Origin of the sequence: Enterobacter sp. RHBSTW-01064 (assembly GCF_014103035.1) — a bacterium.
Taxonomy (GTDB): domain Bacteria; phylum Pseudomonadota; class Gammaproteobacteria; order Enterobacterales; family Enterobacteriaceae; genus Enterobacter; species Enterobacter mori.
The window spans coordinates 622,108-636,622 of sequence record NZ_JABXOU010000001.1 but is presented as its reverse complement, the minus strand read 5'-3'; the positions used below and the strand labels follow the sequence as shown (position 1 = coordinate 636,622).

Here is a 14,515-nt window from a genome sequence, read left to right as displayed (position 1 = left end):
CAAAAATAAAACCGCCGGAGGAGAAGTCCGGCGGTCAGGAATCAGAACATCATGGACATCCATGGATAACCAATCAGCAGCAGGGCCGCCAGGAAGATGGCACCGAAGATGGTGCCGAGGCGCCAGTAGTCTTTGGTTGGCAGGTAGCCGCTACCGTAGTAAATCGGGCTTGGGCCAGTACCGTACGGGGTGATAATCCCCATCACGCCCAGCGAGGTCACCATCAGCAGAACGAACACTTCCATATTCATGCCCGGGATGGTGGAGGCGATGGTCAGCATCGCTGGCAGCAGCGCGGTAGTGTGCGCGGTGGTGCTGGCAAACAGGTAGTGCAGCAGGTAGAACGCCAGCAGCAGGACGATGGTGGCCACACCCGGCGAGATACCGCTCATTAACAGACCGCCTTCTTTACCCAGCCAGCTAATAAAGCCGGTGGAGGAGAGGCCATCTGCCAGCGCTACCAGCGTGGCGAACCAGACGAAGGTGTTCCATGCGGCTTTGTTACCGGTGATATCGTTCCACTCCAGTACGCCGGTCCACAGCATCAGACCTACGATAAGCAGGGCAGCCATTGCCGGTTCAATCCATGCGGCAGCGAAGATCCACATCAGCAGCGCACAGCATACGAACACCAGCAGCAGGATTTCGTTGCGGGACAGTTTGCCCAGTTTTTCGAGTTCACGGGTCGCCCACAGCGGTACTTCGTCGTTCACTTTAACTTCAGGTGGATAGAACCAGTAAGCCAGCAGCGGCATGGTCAGAATCAGCAGCACGCCCAGCGGCAGGAAGGCAATGAACCAGGTGCCCCAGGAGATGTTGATCCCGACGGTGCTTTTCACCAGCGCCAGCGCCAGCAGGTTAGGAGCCAGAGCAGAAAGGAACATCGAACTGGTGATACAGGCCGCGGTGATCGCCACCCACATCAGGTACGAACCAATCTTACGCGCGCTTGGGTCATTAGGTTTTGAACCGTACAGCGGCGGCAGGTTAGCGATGATTGGGTAGATAGTCCCGCCGCTGCGCGCGGTGTTGGACGGGGTAAACGGTGCCAGCAGCAGGTCCGCGAAGGTGATAGCGTAACCGAGCGTCAGGCTGCGACGGCCCAGGTACTTCACCAGAATCAGCGCCAGACGGCGGCCGAAGCGGGTTTTGTCATAGCCTGCGGCAAACATGAAGGCACCGAAGATCAGCCAGACGGTTGAGTTACCAAAACCGCTCACCGCCCATTTAAAGGAGGCACCTGCCAGCTTGAATTTCGGGTCAGCCAGCTGTTCCGGGCTGAAGAGTACCCACTGGCTGCAGAGGGCAATGGCGACCACACCGGTCAGACCGATCACCGCACCCGGCAGCGGTTCGAAGATCAAACCCACGATCACGCCAACAAAGATAGCGAAGTAGTGCCATGCGTAAGGCGGCAACCCTTCAGGAACGGGAACAAACAGCAGCAGTACGGCGACAACGATGGGCAGCGCCATCATAAGCAGTCGTTTTGCTTGTCCATTTGATGCCTGATTCGCCACAGGAGGCGTTACAGCAGTTTTTGTATTCATAGTTTCACGTCTTAAGTTGTTAAGAATGCTTTTTATACTGAAATGACAAATTCGCTTTCTTTAGTTTCTTTTGCTTTATTTAGTTATTTAAGGTGCGTTTTTGTCGTTTCTGGAATAATGGTTTAACGCATATTGGTGTGCGTTAAATTAAAAAATATGATGTTTATATATTGCGCCTTTGGATGCCATAACTATTGATCGCGATCAAAAAAACAGAATTGCCGTCCTATTTTTATTCTTTTTTTAATAACCACTCTGGCGTATGTGGGTATTATGCTTTTTTAAGATTAAATTTATCAATCTGATAACATGATAAAAGCGGGGTGCAATTTAAGTTGTTGATATTATTCTTTTTGTATTGTTACTGGCTCTATGGTAAGACCATTGTTATTTTAACGAATTTTAAATTATTGTGAACGGGTGAATTATTGTTGCTAACACCAATGTGTTATTAATGTTATCGAAGGGATTAAATAGTTTTTTAACTAACGTAATAACTTTAGAAACTAAAAAAATCATTATATTACTATCATGACATCGGCATAAAAACGCGAAATAAAACTGAGCCCGATAACGAATTCTTAATTTTTAAAGTTTGGAGTTTTTATTATGAGCACTAACGAACGTATTCTAAGCCCCTTCACATTACCGAATGGCACTGAACTGAAAAACCGTTTGTTAATGGCACCCATGACAACCTGCACGGGCTACTATGATGGCACGGTCACCAGCGAGCTGGTGGAGTACTATCGGGCGCGTTCTGGCAGCATCGGGACCATTATTGTCGAGTGCTGTTTTGTTGACGATCTCGGCCTTGCCTTCCCGGGCGCGATCGGCATCGATAACGACGAAAAAATCGCCGGGCTGGCGAAAATCGCGGAGGCGATTAAATCTAAAGGCTCTAAAGCCCTGCTGCAGATCTACCACGGCGGCCGCATGGTCGACCCAAAACTGATCGGTGGCCGTACGCCGGTTGGCCCAAGCGCCGTTGCCGCGCCGCGTGAAGGTGCCGCAACGCCGGTTGCCCTGACCGCTGCAGAAGTGGAAGGCATGATCGGTAAGTTTGGTGAAGCCGTGCGCCGCGCCATTCAGGCCGGTTTCGACGGTGTGGAGATCCACGGGGCAAACACCTATCTGATTCAGCAGTTCTACTCACCGAATTCAAACCAGCGCGACGACGAGTGGGGCGGCAGCCGCGATAACCGCGCGAAATTCCCGCTGGCGGTTCTGGATATCACCCACAAAATGGTGCGCCAGTACGCGGACGACGCGTTCATTATTGGCTATCGCTTCTCGCCAGAAGAGATGGAAGTCCCCGGCATTCGCTTTGACGACACCATGTACCTGCTGGAAAAACTGGCGGCGCGCGGCGTGGACTATCTGCACTTCTCCGTCGGCGCGACCCTGCGTCCTTCCATTGTCGACACCCAGGACCCAACGCCGCTTATCGAAAAATACTGCGCAATGCGTTCTGACACGCTGGCGCAGGTTCCGGTCATGGGCGTGGGCGGCGTGGTGAATGCCGCTGACGTCAATGAAGCGCTGGACCATGGTTACGATCTGATTGCCGTTGGTCGCGCGACCATTGCGTACCCTGACTGGACCGACCGCATCGCAGCGGGTGAAAGCCTTGAGCTGTTTATGGACAGCACCCAGCGCGAGGCGCTGAGCATCCCTGAACCGCTGTGGCGCTTCTCGCTGGTGGAAGCGATGATCCGCGACATGAGCATGGGTGAATCTAAATTCAAACCGGGCACCTTCACTGAGAAAGTGCAGGACGACGCCAGCGAGCTGGTGATTAACGTCAGCCTCGAAACCGACCGCATTGCAGACATCGAGCTCGCGTCTGGCCCGAGTGAAGACGTTGAGTTTGTGACCAGCTTTGAAGAGATCCGTACCCGCATTCTTGACGCTAACACCCCGCACGTGGATGCCATCACCGGCGCAACCAGCCAGAGCGAAGCGGTGAAGAAAGCCGTATCCAAAGCGATGCTGAAATCCAGCAAGGCGCTGGCGGCAGAAGAGGGCGTTGACCCGAACGAAAGCAAATGTGTGGACGTGGTGGTGATCGGTAGCGGCGGCGCAGGTCTGGCGGCAGCGATTCAGGCTCACGACGAAGGCGCAAGCGTGCTGATCGTCGAGAAAATGCCCACCATCGGCGGGAACACCATCAAAGCCTCTGCCGGGATGAACGCCGCTGAAACCCGCTTCCAGCGCGTGAAAGGCATTCAGGACAGCAAAGAGCTGTTCTACCAGGAAAGCCTGAAAGGCGGCGGTAACAAGAACAACCCGGAATTGCTGCATCGCTTTGTGGAAAATGCGCCAGAAGCCATCGAGTGGCTGGCAACGCGAGGCATTATGCTTAACGACATCACCACCACCGGCGGGATGAGCATCGACCGTACGCACCGTCCAAAAGACGGCTCTGCGGTCGGGGGTTACCTGATCAGCGGCCTGGTGCGTAACGTCAACAAACGCAACATCGACGTGATGCTGGATACCTCCGTCAGCGACATTATCTTCGAGAACGGTGAAGTGACCGGCGTGCGCCTGACTACCGAAGAGAACGAAACGCTCACCGTAGCCACCAAAAGCGTGATTGTGGCGACGGGCGGCTTCAGCGCCAACAGCCAGATGGTGGTCAAATACCGTCCGGACCTGGAAGGATTCGTCACCACCAACCATAAAGGGGCAACGGGTGGCGGCATCGCGCTGCTGGAACGTATCGGTGCAGGCACCGTAGATATGGGCGAAATTCAGATCCACCCAACCGTTGAGCAGAAAACGTCGTACCTGATTTCAGAATCTATCCGCGGCGGCGGGGCGATTCTGGTGAACCAGAAAGGGGAGCGCTTCTACAACGAAATGTCGACCCGCGATAAAGTCTCGGCGTCAATCATCGCCCTGCCGGAGAAATATGCCTACATCGTCTTTGATGAGCATGTCCGCACGAAAAATAAAGCGGCGGATGAGTACATCGCGAAAGGTTTCGTGACCAGCGCCAGCTCGCCAAAAGCCCTGGCCGAGGCGCTGGGCATGGATCACCACGCTTTCCTGGCGACCCTGGAACGTTACAACGGTTTCGTTGAAAAACAGCACGATGATGATTTTGGCCGTACCACCGCGCTGCGTGCGCCAATCAATGAAGGGCCGTTCTACGCCATTCAGATTGCGCCGGGCGTGCACCACACCATGGGCGGCGTGACCATTAACACCGAAACCTGCGTACTGGACAGCAACCACAACGTGCTGCCAGGGGCGTTTGCGGCCGGTGAAGTGGTCGGCGGGATCCACGGCGGTAACCGTATCGGCGGTAACGCAGTGGCAGATATCATTATTTTTGGTACGCTTGCAGGACATCAGGCGGCTATGCGTTCGAAAAAGCAGTAAGACCCCTGTGTTGTATGCCGGATACGCGCAGCGTTATCCGGCATTTTCCCCGGCGGCGCCGTGCTTGCCGGGGCTACATCTGAGGACTCATGCTATGCCTGATGACCATCGCGTTTACAGTTATTCCGCCGTCCTGATGGGATCGCCCATCCTCCTCAAACTCTTTTCCCATGACGAAGCCCTCGCGTCCCGCGTATTTCGCCTGATCAAACAGTACGAAGACCTGCTTACCGTTAACCGTGCGCATTCGCAGGTGATGGATATCAACCATGCGGCCGGTCAGCATCCGGTTGCCGTCAGCCGTCCGGTGTTTGAGCTGATTCGCTGCGCGAAAGCGGCAAGCGTGCTTAAAGACAGCGCGTTTAACCTGGCCATCGGCCCGCTGGTGAAACGCTGGAAAATTGGCTTTCAGGGCGATAGCGTTCCGCCTGCCGATGAAATTTCGGCACTGCTGGGCATAACCGATCCTGCGGACGTGGTGCTGAATGAACCGGACAGCAGCGTCTTTCTGCTGAAAGCGGGAATGGAGATCGACCTGGGGGCCATTGCGAAAGGCTATATCGCCGACAGGGTACGGGATTATCTGCACAAAGAGGGCGCCGGGCTGGGGCTGATCAACCTCGGCGGAAACATCCAGACGTTAGGCTCACCGGAAGGGGGCTGGAGCGTCGGGTTGAAAAAACCGTTCGCCGGTGATGCGCTGATTGGCGCGATGGCGGTCGAGAACCGATCCGTCGTGACCTCGGGAACGTACGAGCGCTACTTCGAACAAAACGGCAGGCGCTATCACCATATTCTCGACCCGCGTACCGGGTATCCGCTGGACAACGAGCTGGACAGCGTCACCATCGTGTCGAAAGATTCCATCGACGGCGATATCTGGACCACGCTGATGTACGGCATGGGCGTTGAAAAGGGCTGCGCTGCGCTGCGCGCTCGTCCTGATATTGAAGCGATTTTTGTGACCAAAACAAAAGAAGTGGTGATCTCCTCGATGCACCACTTCCGCTTCACGCTGATGGATAACGGCTATCGCGTTACTGACAATACTGTTTGAGTAACCCCGTTTGCTCCGGCTGCAGCCGGTAGCGATACACCGGACGCCCGGTCGCGCCGTAGTGAATGCTGGTGAACAGAATGTTGATTTGCGCCAGCCAGATTAAATACTTACGGCAAGACACCCGCGAAATATTGACCGCGTTCGCCAGGTCATCGGTGGAAAACTCCATCTCCGGGTGCGCGTCGATCCACTGACAGATCGTGCGCAGCGTTTGCGGCGTTAACCCTTTCGGCAATTTCTTGCTGTCGGCGAGTTCCGGCGCCCCGCCGTGGATCAGTCTGTCCACGTCCGCCTGCTCATAATACTGGTGGGATCCCATCAGGCTGTGCTTTGCCTTCCAGCCGTTCAGCGCCTCTTCAAAACGCGGGAACTGGAACGGTTTGATCAGGTAATCCACAACCCCGTAATGCATGGAGGTCTGGATAGTGGTCGCATCGGACGCTGACGAGATCATAATCACATCAATCGGACGGCCTGACGCACGGATGATCGGCAGGAGATCGAGCCCGTTATCCTGCTGCATGTAGACATCCAGCAGCACCAGATCGACGGGCTGGTTCGGGTTATTGATAATGGCCTCGGCCTGGTTGAGCGTGGAGGCGACGCCGCAGCAGCTAAAGCCTTCAACACGGTTAACGTACAGACGGTTGAGGTCGGCTACCATGGCGTCATCATCGACAATTAATACATTTATCACGCGATATTCCTCTCGCTATCCCAGGGGATGTGAACAAAAAATTGGGTAAATACGCCAGGCTCAGATTCGACGGTGATATCGCCGCCCAGATTCTGGATTTGCTGACGCGCAAGGAACAGCCCAACGCCCCGGTTTTCACCTTTTGTTGAGAAGCCCTTCGTAAAAATAGCCTCCAGCTGAACCGGATCGATACCGGGGCCATCGTCGCTGACTTCACAGCTGAGCCAGCCATTTTGATAGTGTAACAGCAGAGTGATTTCGCCTTCCGGCTGGCCTTCCATTGCGTCCAGTGCGTTTTCAATTAAGTTACCGAGCACGGTGACCAGCACCGCAACCTGCTCTTCATTGGCGGTATCCGGTATCTGGCACTCGTCTGCCAGCGTGAGCGTGATGCCCGCTTCTTTGGCACGGTGAATTTTACCCAGCAAAAAGCCTGCGATAACCGGTGATTTGACTTTGCTCTGGATGGTGCCAATGTCCGTCTGGTAATTATGCGCCGTCTGGAGGATGTACTCCTCCAGTTTGTCATAGCGCTTAATATTCAGCAGGCCCAGGATCACGTGCAGTTTATTCATAAATTCATGGGTGTGGGCGCGCAGGGCATCGACGTAGTTGACCATCCCATCGATGCGCTGCATCAGCTGGCTGATTTCCGTTTTATCGCGGAAGGTGCTGATCGCCCCAATCACCCGATTCTGACTTTTAACGGGCACCATATTACAGAGCAACAACCGCCCGTTGCAGCTGATCTCCTGATCCTGACGCGCCACCCCGGTTTTCGACACGTCGCGCAGGCTGGCCAGCAGCGGTTCGCTGGCGTTTTCGGTCTGTTTGCCCGACGGCAGGAGCAAAATCTCTCTGGCAGCGTGGTTAATCATCGTCACGCGGCCGTGAATGTCGACCGCCAGAACCCCTTCCCGGAGCGACTGCAGCATCGCCTGACGTTGTTCAAACAGCGCGGAGATCTCGTACGGCTCCAGCCCAAACAGGATGCGTTTGAGCACGCGGACAAGGCCCCAGATCGCCAGCGAGCTCATTAAGATGCTGAATAACACGGTCCAGAGGGCGTTAAGCCGCCCGCGGGTGATTTGCTCTTCAACTTTTTTAAGGGAGATGCCGACCACCACCACGCCGATCTGCTCTTGCTGCGCGTCATAGACGGGCGTAAAGACGCGCAGCGCTTCGGCGAGCGCGCCCCGGTTGACGGAGACATTCTCTTTACCTTCCAGCGCGGGTGTTAAATCGTCACCGATAAAATGCAGCCCCAGCAGCGCTTCGTTCGGGTGAGAGTAGCGGATCCCGCGCATGTCAGTGACCACGGTAAACAGCAGATCGTTACGTTTTGTCACCGCCTGGGCGAGGGGCTGAATAATATCCGCCTGGGGCGCCTGCATCAGGCCGCGTTTGACTTCAGGGCTGTCCGCAAGGGTGCGGGCAATGCCGAGCGCGGTGTCTTTGACATCATCGCGGGTCGCACGGGTGATTTGCACAGAATAGAGCGCAAAGACCAGCAGCAGCACGGAACCGATAATCGCGCACACCATCAACGTGACGAGGGTGTTCAGTTTCATAGGGCGCTTGCGCGTCAGGGGGAAGGGCTGCAAATCGCTCATCAACACTCCGCGATGATTATAAAGAGGTAATTATCGCTGATGACGCGCTTTTCTTAAAGCCATGTAAAAGCATGTGTTTGGTCCTCTTTTCGTGACCCTCCTCTCATGTGACCTATATAAAACACTTTATAGTGTGTGGGTACTCATAATAAGGAGGCTGTTTATGAGCATTATGCTTACCGGTTCGGTCAAGGAAAGACGGCACGCCAGCACGATGAATATCGACAGATTGTCCACGCTGGATATGCTGAACGTCATTCACCAGGATGATGCACAAATCTCTTCTGCTATTACCCCTTTCTTAACAACGATTGCGCACGTGGTGGATAACGCTGCGGCGACGCTCAGTCATGGCGGGCGTCTGGTGCTCGTCGGCGCGGGGCCTTCAGGACGTATAGCAAGGCAGGCAGCTGATGAGTACGCGCCGGGTAAACATCCCGTTATCGCCATTACGACGGACGCTGAAGCGGCAAGCTACGAGCGCGGCGTTGCCGACCTGCAGGCGCTTAACTTTGGCGAGCACGACATGATGCTGGCGGTAACCGTCAGCGGAAAAACGCCGTGGGTATGGGGGGCCATGCGACATGCATGGTCGCTGGGATCACCGGTCGCGGTGATGACAGGTGATGCGCAAAGCGAGGCGGCACAGTTAGCGAGTATGGTGATTGCGCCTGAACTGGGGCCTGACGTGGTGGCGGGATACGCCAATGCCAAAGCGGGGATTGCGCAAAAAATGATCCTCAATATGGTGACCACAGGGCTGGCGGTGAGGTCCGGGCGCGTCTACAGCAACCTGCGCGTGGATCTGGAGGCAACCAGCACCAAATGGTCTGAGCGGCAAATCGCGATAGTGATGGAAGCGGGCGGATGCACCCGGGCTGAAGCGAAGGCCGCGCTGGAGAGCTGTAACCACAACTGCAAAACGGCGGTGTTGATGGTACTGACGGGGCTGGATGCCTGGAAGGCGCATGAACTGCTGGCGCAGAATAACGGGTTTATTCGCGTGGCGTTGCAGGAAGCGCCATAACATTTCACCGTTGCATAAAAAAAGCCCGCGAATGCGGGCTTGAGTATTTCTGGGGATTAGAACTGGTAGGTCATGCCTACGCCAACGATGTCGTCGGTCGCGATGCCGTTGTCGTTGTAGAACGCGTCATCTTCGTCCAGCAGGTTGATTTTATAATCAACATAGGTGGAGAAGTTTTTGTTGAACGTATAGGTCATGCCCAGGTCGATGTAGTTAACCAGATCCATGTCGCCATGCTGACCCTGTGGGTTTGATGCGTTACCCGGGTAAGTCATGTCCTTGCCCTTGGAATATACCCATGCCAGGGATGGACGCAGGCCGAAGTCGAACTGGTATTGTGCAACCGCTTCGAAGTTCTGAGTCTGATCCGCGATGCCGTAATCACCGTATGGTGTCATGTTACGGGTTTCAGCGTACATCATTGCCAGATAAACGTTATTGGCATCGTATTTCGCGCCAAGAGTCCAGGCTTCAGCCGTTTTGCCGCCAGCGAAACGTGCGCTGTATTTCTCACCATAACCTTCTTGCTTATTCGAACGGTCAGAAGAGGAGTATGCTGCACCCAGGCTCAGGCCGGACAGATCGCCGGAGAAGTCATAGGAGGTGGACATACCGAAGCCGTCGCCGTTCTCGAAACGAACATCTTTCTCCTTGCGGTTTTTAGTGCCTTCCTGGTCTTCTGAAGCGTCCTGACTTTCATTCGCGCCCTGATACTGCAGCGCAAAATTCAGACCATCAACCAGGCCGAAGAAACCTGAATTACGGTAGGTTGCAAGACCGTTAGCACGGCCATTCATAAAGTTATCGGTCCAGGTGTAAGAGTCGCCACCGAATACTGGCAGCATATCGGTCCAGGCTTCAACGTCATACACGACGCCGTAATTACGGCCGTAATCAAATGAACCGAATTCAGCGTATTTCAGGCCAGCGTAAGCCAGACGGTTAAATGATTTATCACCAGCGCCTTCGGTATCGTTAGCGTAGGTTTTATATTCCCACTGACCATAACCCGTCAGGTCGTTGGTAATCTGTGATTCGCCTTTGAAACCAATCTGCACATAGGTTTCATCGCCGTCGTCGCCAGCGTTATCTGAGAAGGTATGACGTGCATCGACTTTACCGTACAGGTCGACTTTGTTGCCGTCTTTGTTGTACATCTCAGCTGCGTTTGCTGCGCCAGCCATTAATAATGCGGGTACAAGAATTGCCAGAACTTTTCTTTTCATTATATATTCCCTTTAAAGATAATTTATATGAATATATGTAATCACCCTCCGTAATTACGTGTTTGATACTATTCTATGGCCAGATAATTTGGTTCAAAAATAAATGTAATTAAATTAGTAAAAATATTGCAAAATATTTCTATTAATCTCTTTATTTTTCATGTGAATTAATTTATTGAAAATATAGCGGGTAATTATTATTAAGTATTTCTCATATCTATTTTTCAATTGGTTAAATTTGGCTATGTTATAATTCACCTTTAATTTGATAACAGGAAAGAATGATGGAACTCACTCAGTGGCAACAGCGCTTCGAATCCTGGCTTGATCAACATCACGCTTGCGACGACGCCGCGCATGATATTTCGCACTTTCGTCGCGTCTGGATGACGGCGCAGAAAATCATGCCTCATCACAACGCAGACCCGCTGGTGGTAATGACGGCCTGCTACTTTCACGACATTGTCAGCCTGCCGAAAAATCATCCCGAACGCAGCCAGTCCTCACGGCTGGCGGCGCGTAAAACGCGTGATATTTTGCAGCGCGATTTCCCGGATTTTCCGCCAGACAGGTATGCCGCGGTTGAACACGCCATTGAAGCGCACAGCTTCAGCGCCGGGATTGCGCCACAAAGTCCCGAGGCCAAAATAGTCCAGGATGCCGACCGGCTGGAAGCCTTAGGCGCTATCGGTCTGGCGCGCGTTTTTGCCGTATCCGGTGCGCTGGGTGTCGCACTGTTTGATGCGCGCGATCCGTTTGCGGATTCCCGTGATGTAGACGACAAAGCCTTCGCCCTCGATCACTTCCAGACCAAGCTGCTGCGCCTGCCTGAGACGATGCAAACCGACGTGGGGCGTGAGCTTGCCCGACATAACGCCGATTTTCTGATCCAGTTTATGGCGAAACTGAGCGCTGAACTGCAGGGCGACTGCCTGGGGCTGGATGGTCAGGTATTGAGCCGCTTCCGTCGGAGTGTGAGCCGGTAAACTGTGGTAATCTGTCCCCAGTCTTTATTGCCCGGTTAAGAGAATGCAGGAAATACGATCAGTGATTGAGCCCGCGCCAGCGCAGGCTGAGAAATCAACGGCAGCCGTGCAGGCATTACTGCGGCAGCTGCTGGATATCTATGATGTTAAGACCCTTGCCAACCAGCTGGTGGCCCATGGAGAGAGTCACTGGAGCCCGGCAATACTCAAAAGACTGCTGATAAGCGACAGGGCCGGGCAGCGCATGAGCGACGGCGAGTTCCGTTATCTGCAAAATCTGCTGCCGCGTCCTCCCGCCGCGCATCCAGACTATGCGTTCCGCTTTATCGATCTGTTTGCCGGTATTGGCGGCATCCGCCACGGTTTTGAAGCCATTGGCGGGCAGTGCGTGTTTACCAGCGAGTGGAATAAACACGCGGTGCGTACCTATAAGGCCAACTGGTATTGCGATCCTGATGAACACCATTTCAACGCTGACATCCGCGATGTGACCCTGAGCCACAAAAGCGGCGTCAGCGACGAAGAGGCCGCAGAGCATATTCGGCAAACCGTTCCTGAGCACGACGTGCTGCTGGCGGGCTTCCCGTGCCAGCCTTTTTCGCTCGCCGGGGTGTCGAAAAAAAATGCCCTGGGACGCGCCCACGGGTTTGCCTGTGATACGCAGGGCACGCTGTTTTTTGACGTAGTCCGCATTATCGATGCCCGCCGACCGGCCATATTTGTGCTGGAAAACGTTAAAAACCTGAAAAGCCATGATCGCGGGAAAACCTTCCGCATCATTATGCAAACGCTGGATGAACTGGGCTACGACGTGGCCGATGCGCAGGACATGGGCGCAGACGATCCGAAAATCATCGACGGTAAATATTTCCTGCCGCAGCATCGCGAACGTATCGTGCTGGTAGGTTTCCGCCGGGATCTCAATCTGAAAGGCGATTTCACCCTGCGGGATATCCCGTCGCTGTATCCGGTGCGCCGACCGAGCGTGGCCGATCTGCTGGAGCCCGCCGTTGACGCCAAATTTATCCTGACGCCGGTACTGTGGAAATACCTCTACCGCTATGCCAAAAAGCACCAGGCCAAAGGCAATGGGTTCGGTTTTGGCATGGTGAACCCAACAAATCCAGACAGCGTGACCCGCACCTTGTCGGCGCGTTATTACAAGGATGGCGCAGAGATCCTCATCGACAGAGGCTGGGATAAAGCGCTGGGTGAAAAAGACTTTGACGATCCGCAGAACCAGCGCCATCGCCCACGTCGCTTAACCCCGCGTGAGTGTGCGCGGCTGATGGGGTTTGAGTCGCCGCAGGGCTACAGTTTCCGTATTCCGGTGTCAGACACCCAGGCTTACCGTCAGTTTGGTAACTCGGTGGTCGTGCCCGCGTTTGCGGCGGTGGCGAAACTGCTGGCCTCACGCATTAAACAGGCTGTGGCGCTGCGTCAGAGCGAGGCCGTCAATGACGGACGTACACAATAAAGCGACGCGCAGTAAAAACATGCGTGCCATCGGTACGCGGGATACCGCCATCGAAAAACGGCTGGCGGAATTACTGACGCAGGCCGGTTTTGATTTTCGCGTCCAGGATGCCTCGCTCGCCGGGCGTCCCGATTTTATCCTCGACGCGTATCAGTGCATTATCTTTACCCACGGCTGTTTCTGGCACCATCACAACTGTTACCTGTTCAAGGTTCCCGCAACGCGAACCGATTTCTGGCTGGAGAAGATCGGCAAGAATGTAGAGCGGGATAAACGCGATATTGCGACGCTGCTTTCTCAGGGCTGGCGGGTATTAGTCGTGTGGGAGTGCGCCCTGCGCGGCAGGCTAAAATTGAGCGACCTGGACCTGACAGAGCGGCTGGAAGAGTGGATCTGCGGCGGCGCGGAGGCCGCGCAGATCGATACGCAGGGGATTAAGGTTTCTCCACCTCGCACGGCGTGACGACCGGTTTCGCAGGCAGCAAATATTTGCCCAATGTTACCAGCACCACCGCAAAAACAATCACACCCAGCGCCAGCCATTCAACCGTCGATAATACTTCTCCCGCAAAACCGGTACCGAGCAGGACGGCGACCACCGGGTTCACGTAGGCGTAGCTGGTGGCGACGGCCGGGGAGACATTGCGGATCAGGAACATATAGGCGTTAATGGCAATAATGGAGCCAAAGAGCGCCAGATACCCCACGGCCAGGAAGCCAGACAGGTCCGGCATCGTTGTCAGCTTCTCACCCATCAGCGTCGAGGCAATCAGCAGTACGATACCCGCTGCGAGCATCTCAATCGCGCCAGCCATCATGCCGGAAGGCAGCTCAATCCTTGAGCCGTAGACGGAGCCAAACGCCCAGCTCATGGAGCCGACCATGATCAGCAGCGCACCCCATGGGTTTCCGCTCAGATTGCCACCGCTGTTGAGCAGGATGATCCCCGCAAGACCGATGCCGATCCCCAGCCATTCCAGCTTGCGGGTGCGGATACCGAACAGGCGGCTAAAGCAGAGGGTAAACAGCGGGACGGTGGCGACCACCACGGCGGCGATCCCGGACGGTACATTCTGGTGCTCCGCCACGGTCACGGCACCATTCCCAACGGCCAGCAACAGAAAGCCAATCAGTGCCGCGTTGAGCAGCGGGCGGAGTGGGGGAAGCTTATGGCCGCGCAGCAGCAGAAACGTTATCAACAATACGCCCGCAGAGAAGAAGCGGATCCCTGCCATCATCAACGGGGGCCAGCTTTCCACACCGATTCGAATGACAAAATAGGTGGATCCCCAGATGATATACAGCGAAAAAAGTGCTCCAATGAGCGGTAATAGTTGCCGGAAACGCATAGTCCCTCACGTCGAAATAAAAAGTTCGCTCATAGTAAACGCCAAAACTATCGGCCTGGCGAGTGCTTTAATTGTGGTCTGGATGTGAATTTTTTGTTGACGTCAGGTGCCTGTTTCCGGGTGTCCGGTTTTGTTCCATA

The 14,515-nt window shown here is 54.6% G+C and carries 11 protein-coding genes; 6 read left to right on the top strand and 5 right to left on the bottom strand.

Translation table 11 applies throughout. From position 1 onward, the window contains the following. Positions 1-41: 41 nt before the first annotated feature. Positions 42-1,550 (bottom strand): anion permease, encoded by a 1,509-nt coding sequence (locus HV355_RS03005; protein ID WP_108417534.1) that lies wholly within the window; start codon positions 1,548-1,550, stop codon positions 42-44. A gap of 609 nt (positions 1,551-2,159) precedes the next feature. Between HV355_RS03005 and HV355_RS03000 the strand changes: the two genes are divergently transcribed. Further along, entirely contained in the window at positions 2,160-4,940 is a 2,781-nt protein-coding gene (locus HV355_RS03000; protein ID WP_120157906.1) for a flavocytochrome c, read from the top strand. 94 nt (positions 4,941-5,034) lie between these two features. Beyond that, positions 5,035-5,997, top strand: coding sequence for an FAD:protein FMN transferase (locus HV355_RS02995; RefSeq protein WP_182400837.1), 963 nt, complete (start codon positions 5,035-5,037; stop codon positions 5,995-5,997). Here the strand turns inward: HV355_RS02995 and dcuR are convergent. Continuing rightward, entirely contained in the window at positions 5,978-6,697 is a 720-nt protein-coding gene (dcuR, locus tag HV355_RS02990; RefSeq protein WP_010432304.1) for a two-component system response regulator DcuR, read from the bottom strand. The genes HV355_RS02995 and dcuR overlap by 20 nt on opposite strands. Further along, positions 6,694-8,310 (bottom strand): sensor histidine kinase, encoded by a 1,617-nt coding sequence (locus HV355_RS02985; protein WP_010432306.1) that lies wholly within the window; start codon positions 8,308-8,310, stop codon positions 6,694-6,696. Before HV355_RS02985 ends, dcuR begins: the two co-directional genes overlap by 4 nt. Positions 8,311-8,473: 163 nt before the next feature. Here HV355_RS02985 and HV355_RS02980 point away from each other — a divergent pair, with 163 nt between their 5' ends. After that, positions 8,474-9,337 carry an N-acetylmuramic acid 6-phosphate etherase gene (locus HV355_RS02980; RefSeq protein ID WP_182400835.1) on the top strand — a complete coding sequence of 288 codons (864 nt, stop codon included), beginning with the start codon at positions 8,474-8,476 and terminating at the stop codon, positions 9,335-9,337. A gap of 56 nt (positions 9,338-9,393) precedes the next feature. Here HV355_RS02980 and ompC read toward each other — a convergent pair whose 3' ends face one another. Beyond that, positions 9,394-10,563, bottom strand: coding sequence for a porin OmpC (gene ompC / locus HV355_RS02975; RefSeq protein WP_182400833.1), 1,170 nt, complete (start codon positions 10,561-10,563; stop codon positions 9,394-9,396). A gap of 284 nt (positions 10,564-10,847) precedes the next feature. On the opposite strand from ompC, the gene HV355_RS02970 reads away from it, so the two are divergent. The 3 genes from HV355_RS02970 to HV355_RS02960 all read left to right on the top strand — a co-directional run bounded on the left by HV355_RS02970 (position 10,848) and on the right by HV355_RS02960 (position 13,489). Further along, a complete protein-coding gene (locus tag HV355_RS02970; RefSeq protein ID WP_108417539.1) occupies positions 10,848-11,549 on the top strand; it encodes a phosphohydrolase in 702 nt (233 codons plus the stop codon). 61 nt (positions 11,550-11,610) lie between these two features. Then, positions 11,611-13,026: a DNA cytosine methyltransferase gene (locus HV355_RS02965; RefSeq protein WP_341494319.1), complete on the top strand. Its 1,416-nt coding sequence runs from the start codon at positions 11,611-11,613 to the stop codon at positions 13,024-13,026. Continuing rightward, positions 13,007-13,489 carry a very short patch repair endonuclease gene (locus tag HV355_RS02960; RefSeq protein ID WP_100165983.1) on the top strand — a complete coding sequence of 161 codons (483 nt, stop codon included), beginning with the start codon at positions 13,007-13,009 and terminating at the stop codon, positions 13,487-13,489. Before HV355_RS02965 ends, HV355_RS02960 begins: the two co-directional genes overlap by 20 nt. Here the strand turns inward: HV355_RS02960 and yedA are convergent. Beyond that, on the bottom strand, positions 13,461-14,375 hold the full coding sequence (gene yedA, locus HV355_RS02955; RefSeq protein ID WP_108417542.1) for a drug/metabolite exporter YedA: 915 nt from the start codon (positions 14,373-14,375) through the stop codon (positions 13,461-13,463). The two genes, HV355_RS02960 and yedA, sit on opposite strands and share 29 nt — an antisense overlap. Positions 14,376-14,515 lie beyond the last annotated feature (140 nt).

Bases quoted from the DNA above. Each gene is read 5' to 3' on its own strand.
- HV355_RS03000 (WP_120157906.1), top strand. From the start codon at position 2,160: ATGAGCACTAACGAACGTATTCTAAGCCCCTTCACATTACCGAATGGC.
- ompC (WP_182400833.1), bottom strand. From the start codon at position 10,563: ATGAAAAGAAAAGTTCTGGCAATTCTTGTACCCGCATTATTAATGGCT.
- HV355_RS03005 (WP_108417534.1), bottom strand. From the start codon at position 1,550: ATGAATACAAAAACTGCTGTAACGCCTCCTGTGGCGAATCAGGCATCA.
- HV355_RS02995 (WP_182400837.1), top strand. From the start codon at position 5,035: ATGCCTGATGACCATCGCGTTTACAGTTATTCCGCCGTCCTGATGGGA.
- yedA (WP_108417542.1), bottom strand. From the start codon at position 14,375: ATGCGTTTCCGGCAACTATTACCGCTCATTGGAGCACTTTTTTCGCTG.
- HV355_RS02960 (WP_100165983.1), top strand. From the start codon at position 13,007: ATGACGGACGTACACAATAAAGCGACGCGCAGTAAAAACATGCGTGCC.
- HV355_RS02985 (WP_010432306.1), bottom strand. From the start codon at position 8,310: ATGAGCGATTTGCAGCCCTTCCCCCTGACGCGCAAGCGCCCTATGAAA.
- HV355_RS02980 (WP_182400835.1), top strand. From the start codon at position 8,474: ATGAGCATTATGCTTACCGGTTCGGTCAAGGAAAGACGGCACGCCAGC.
- HV355_RS02970 (WP_108417539.1), top strand. From the start codon at position 10,848: ATGGAACTCACTCAGTGGCAACAGCGCTTCGAATCCTGGCTTGATCAA.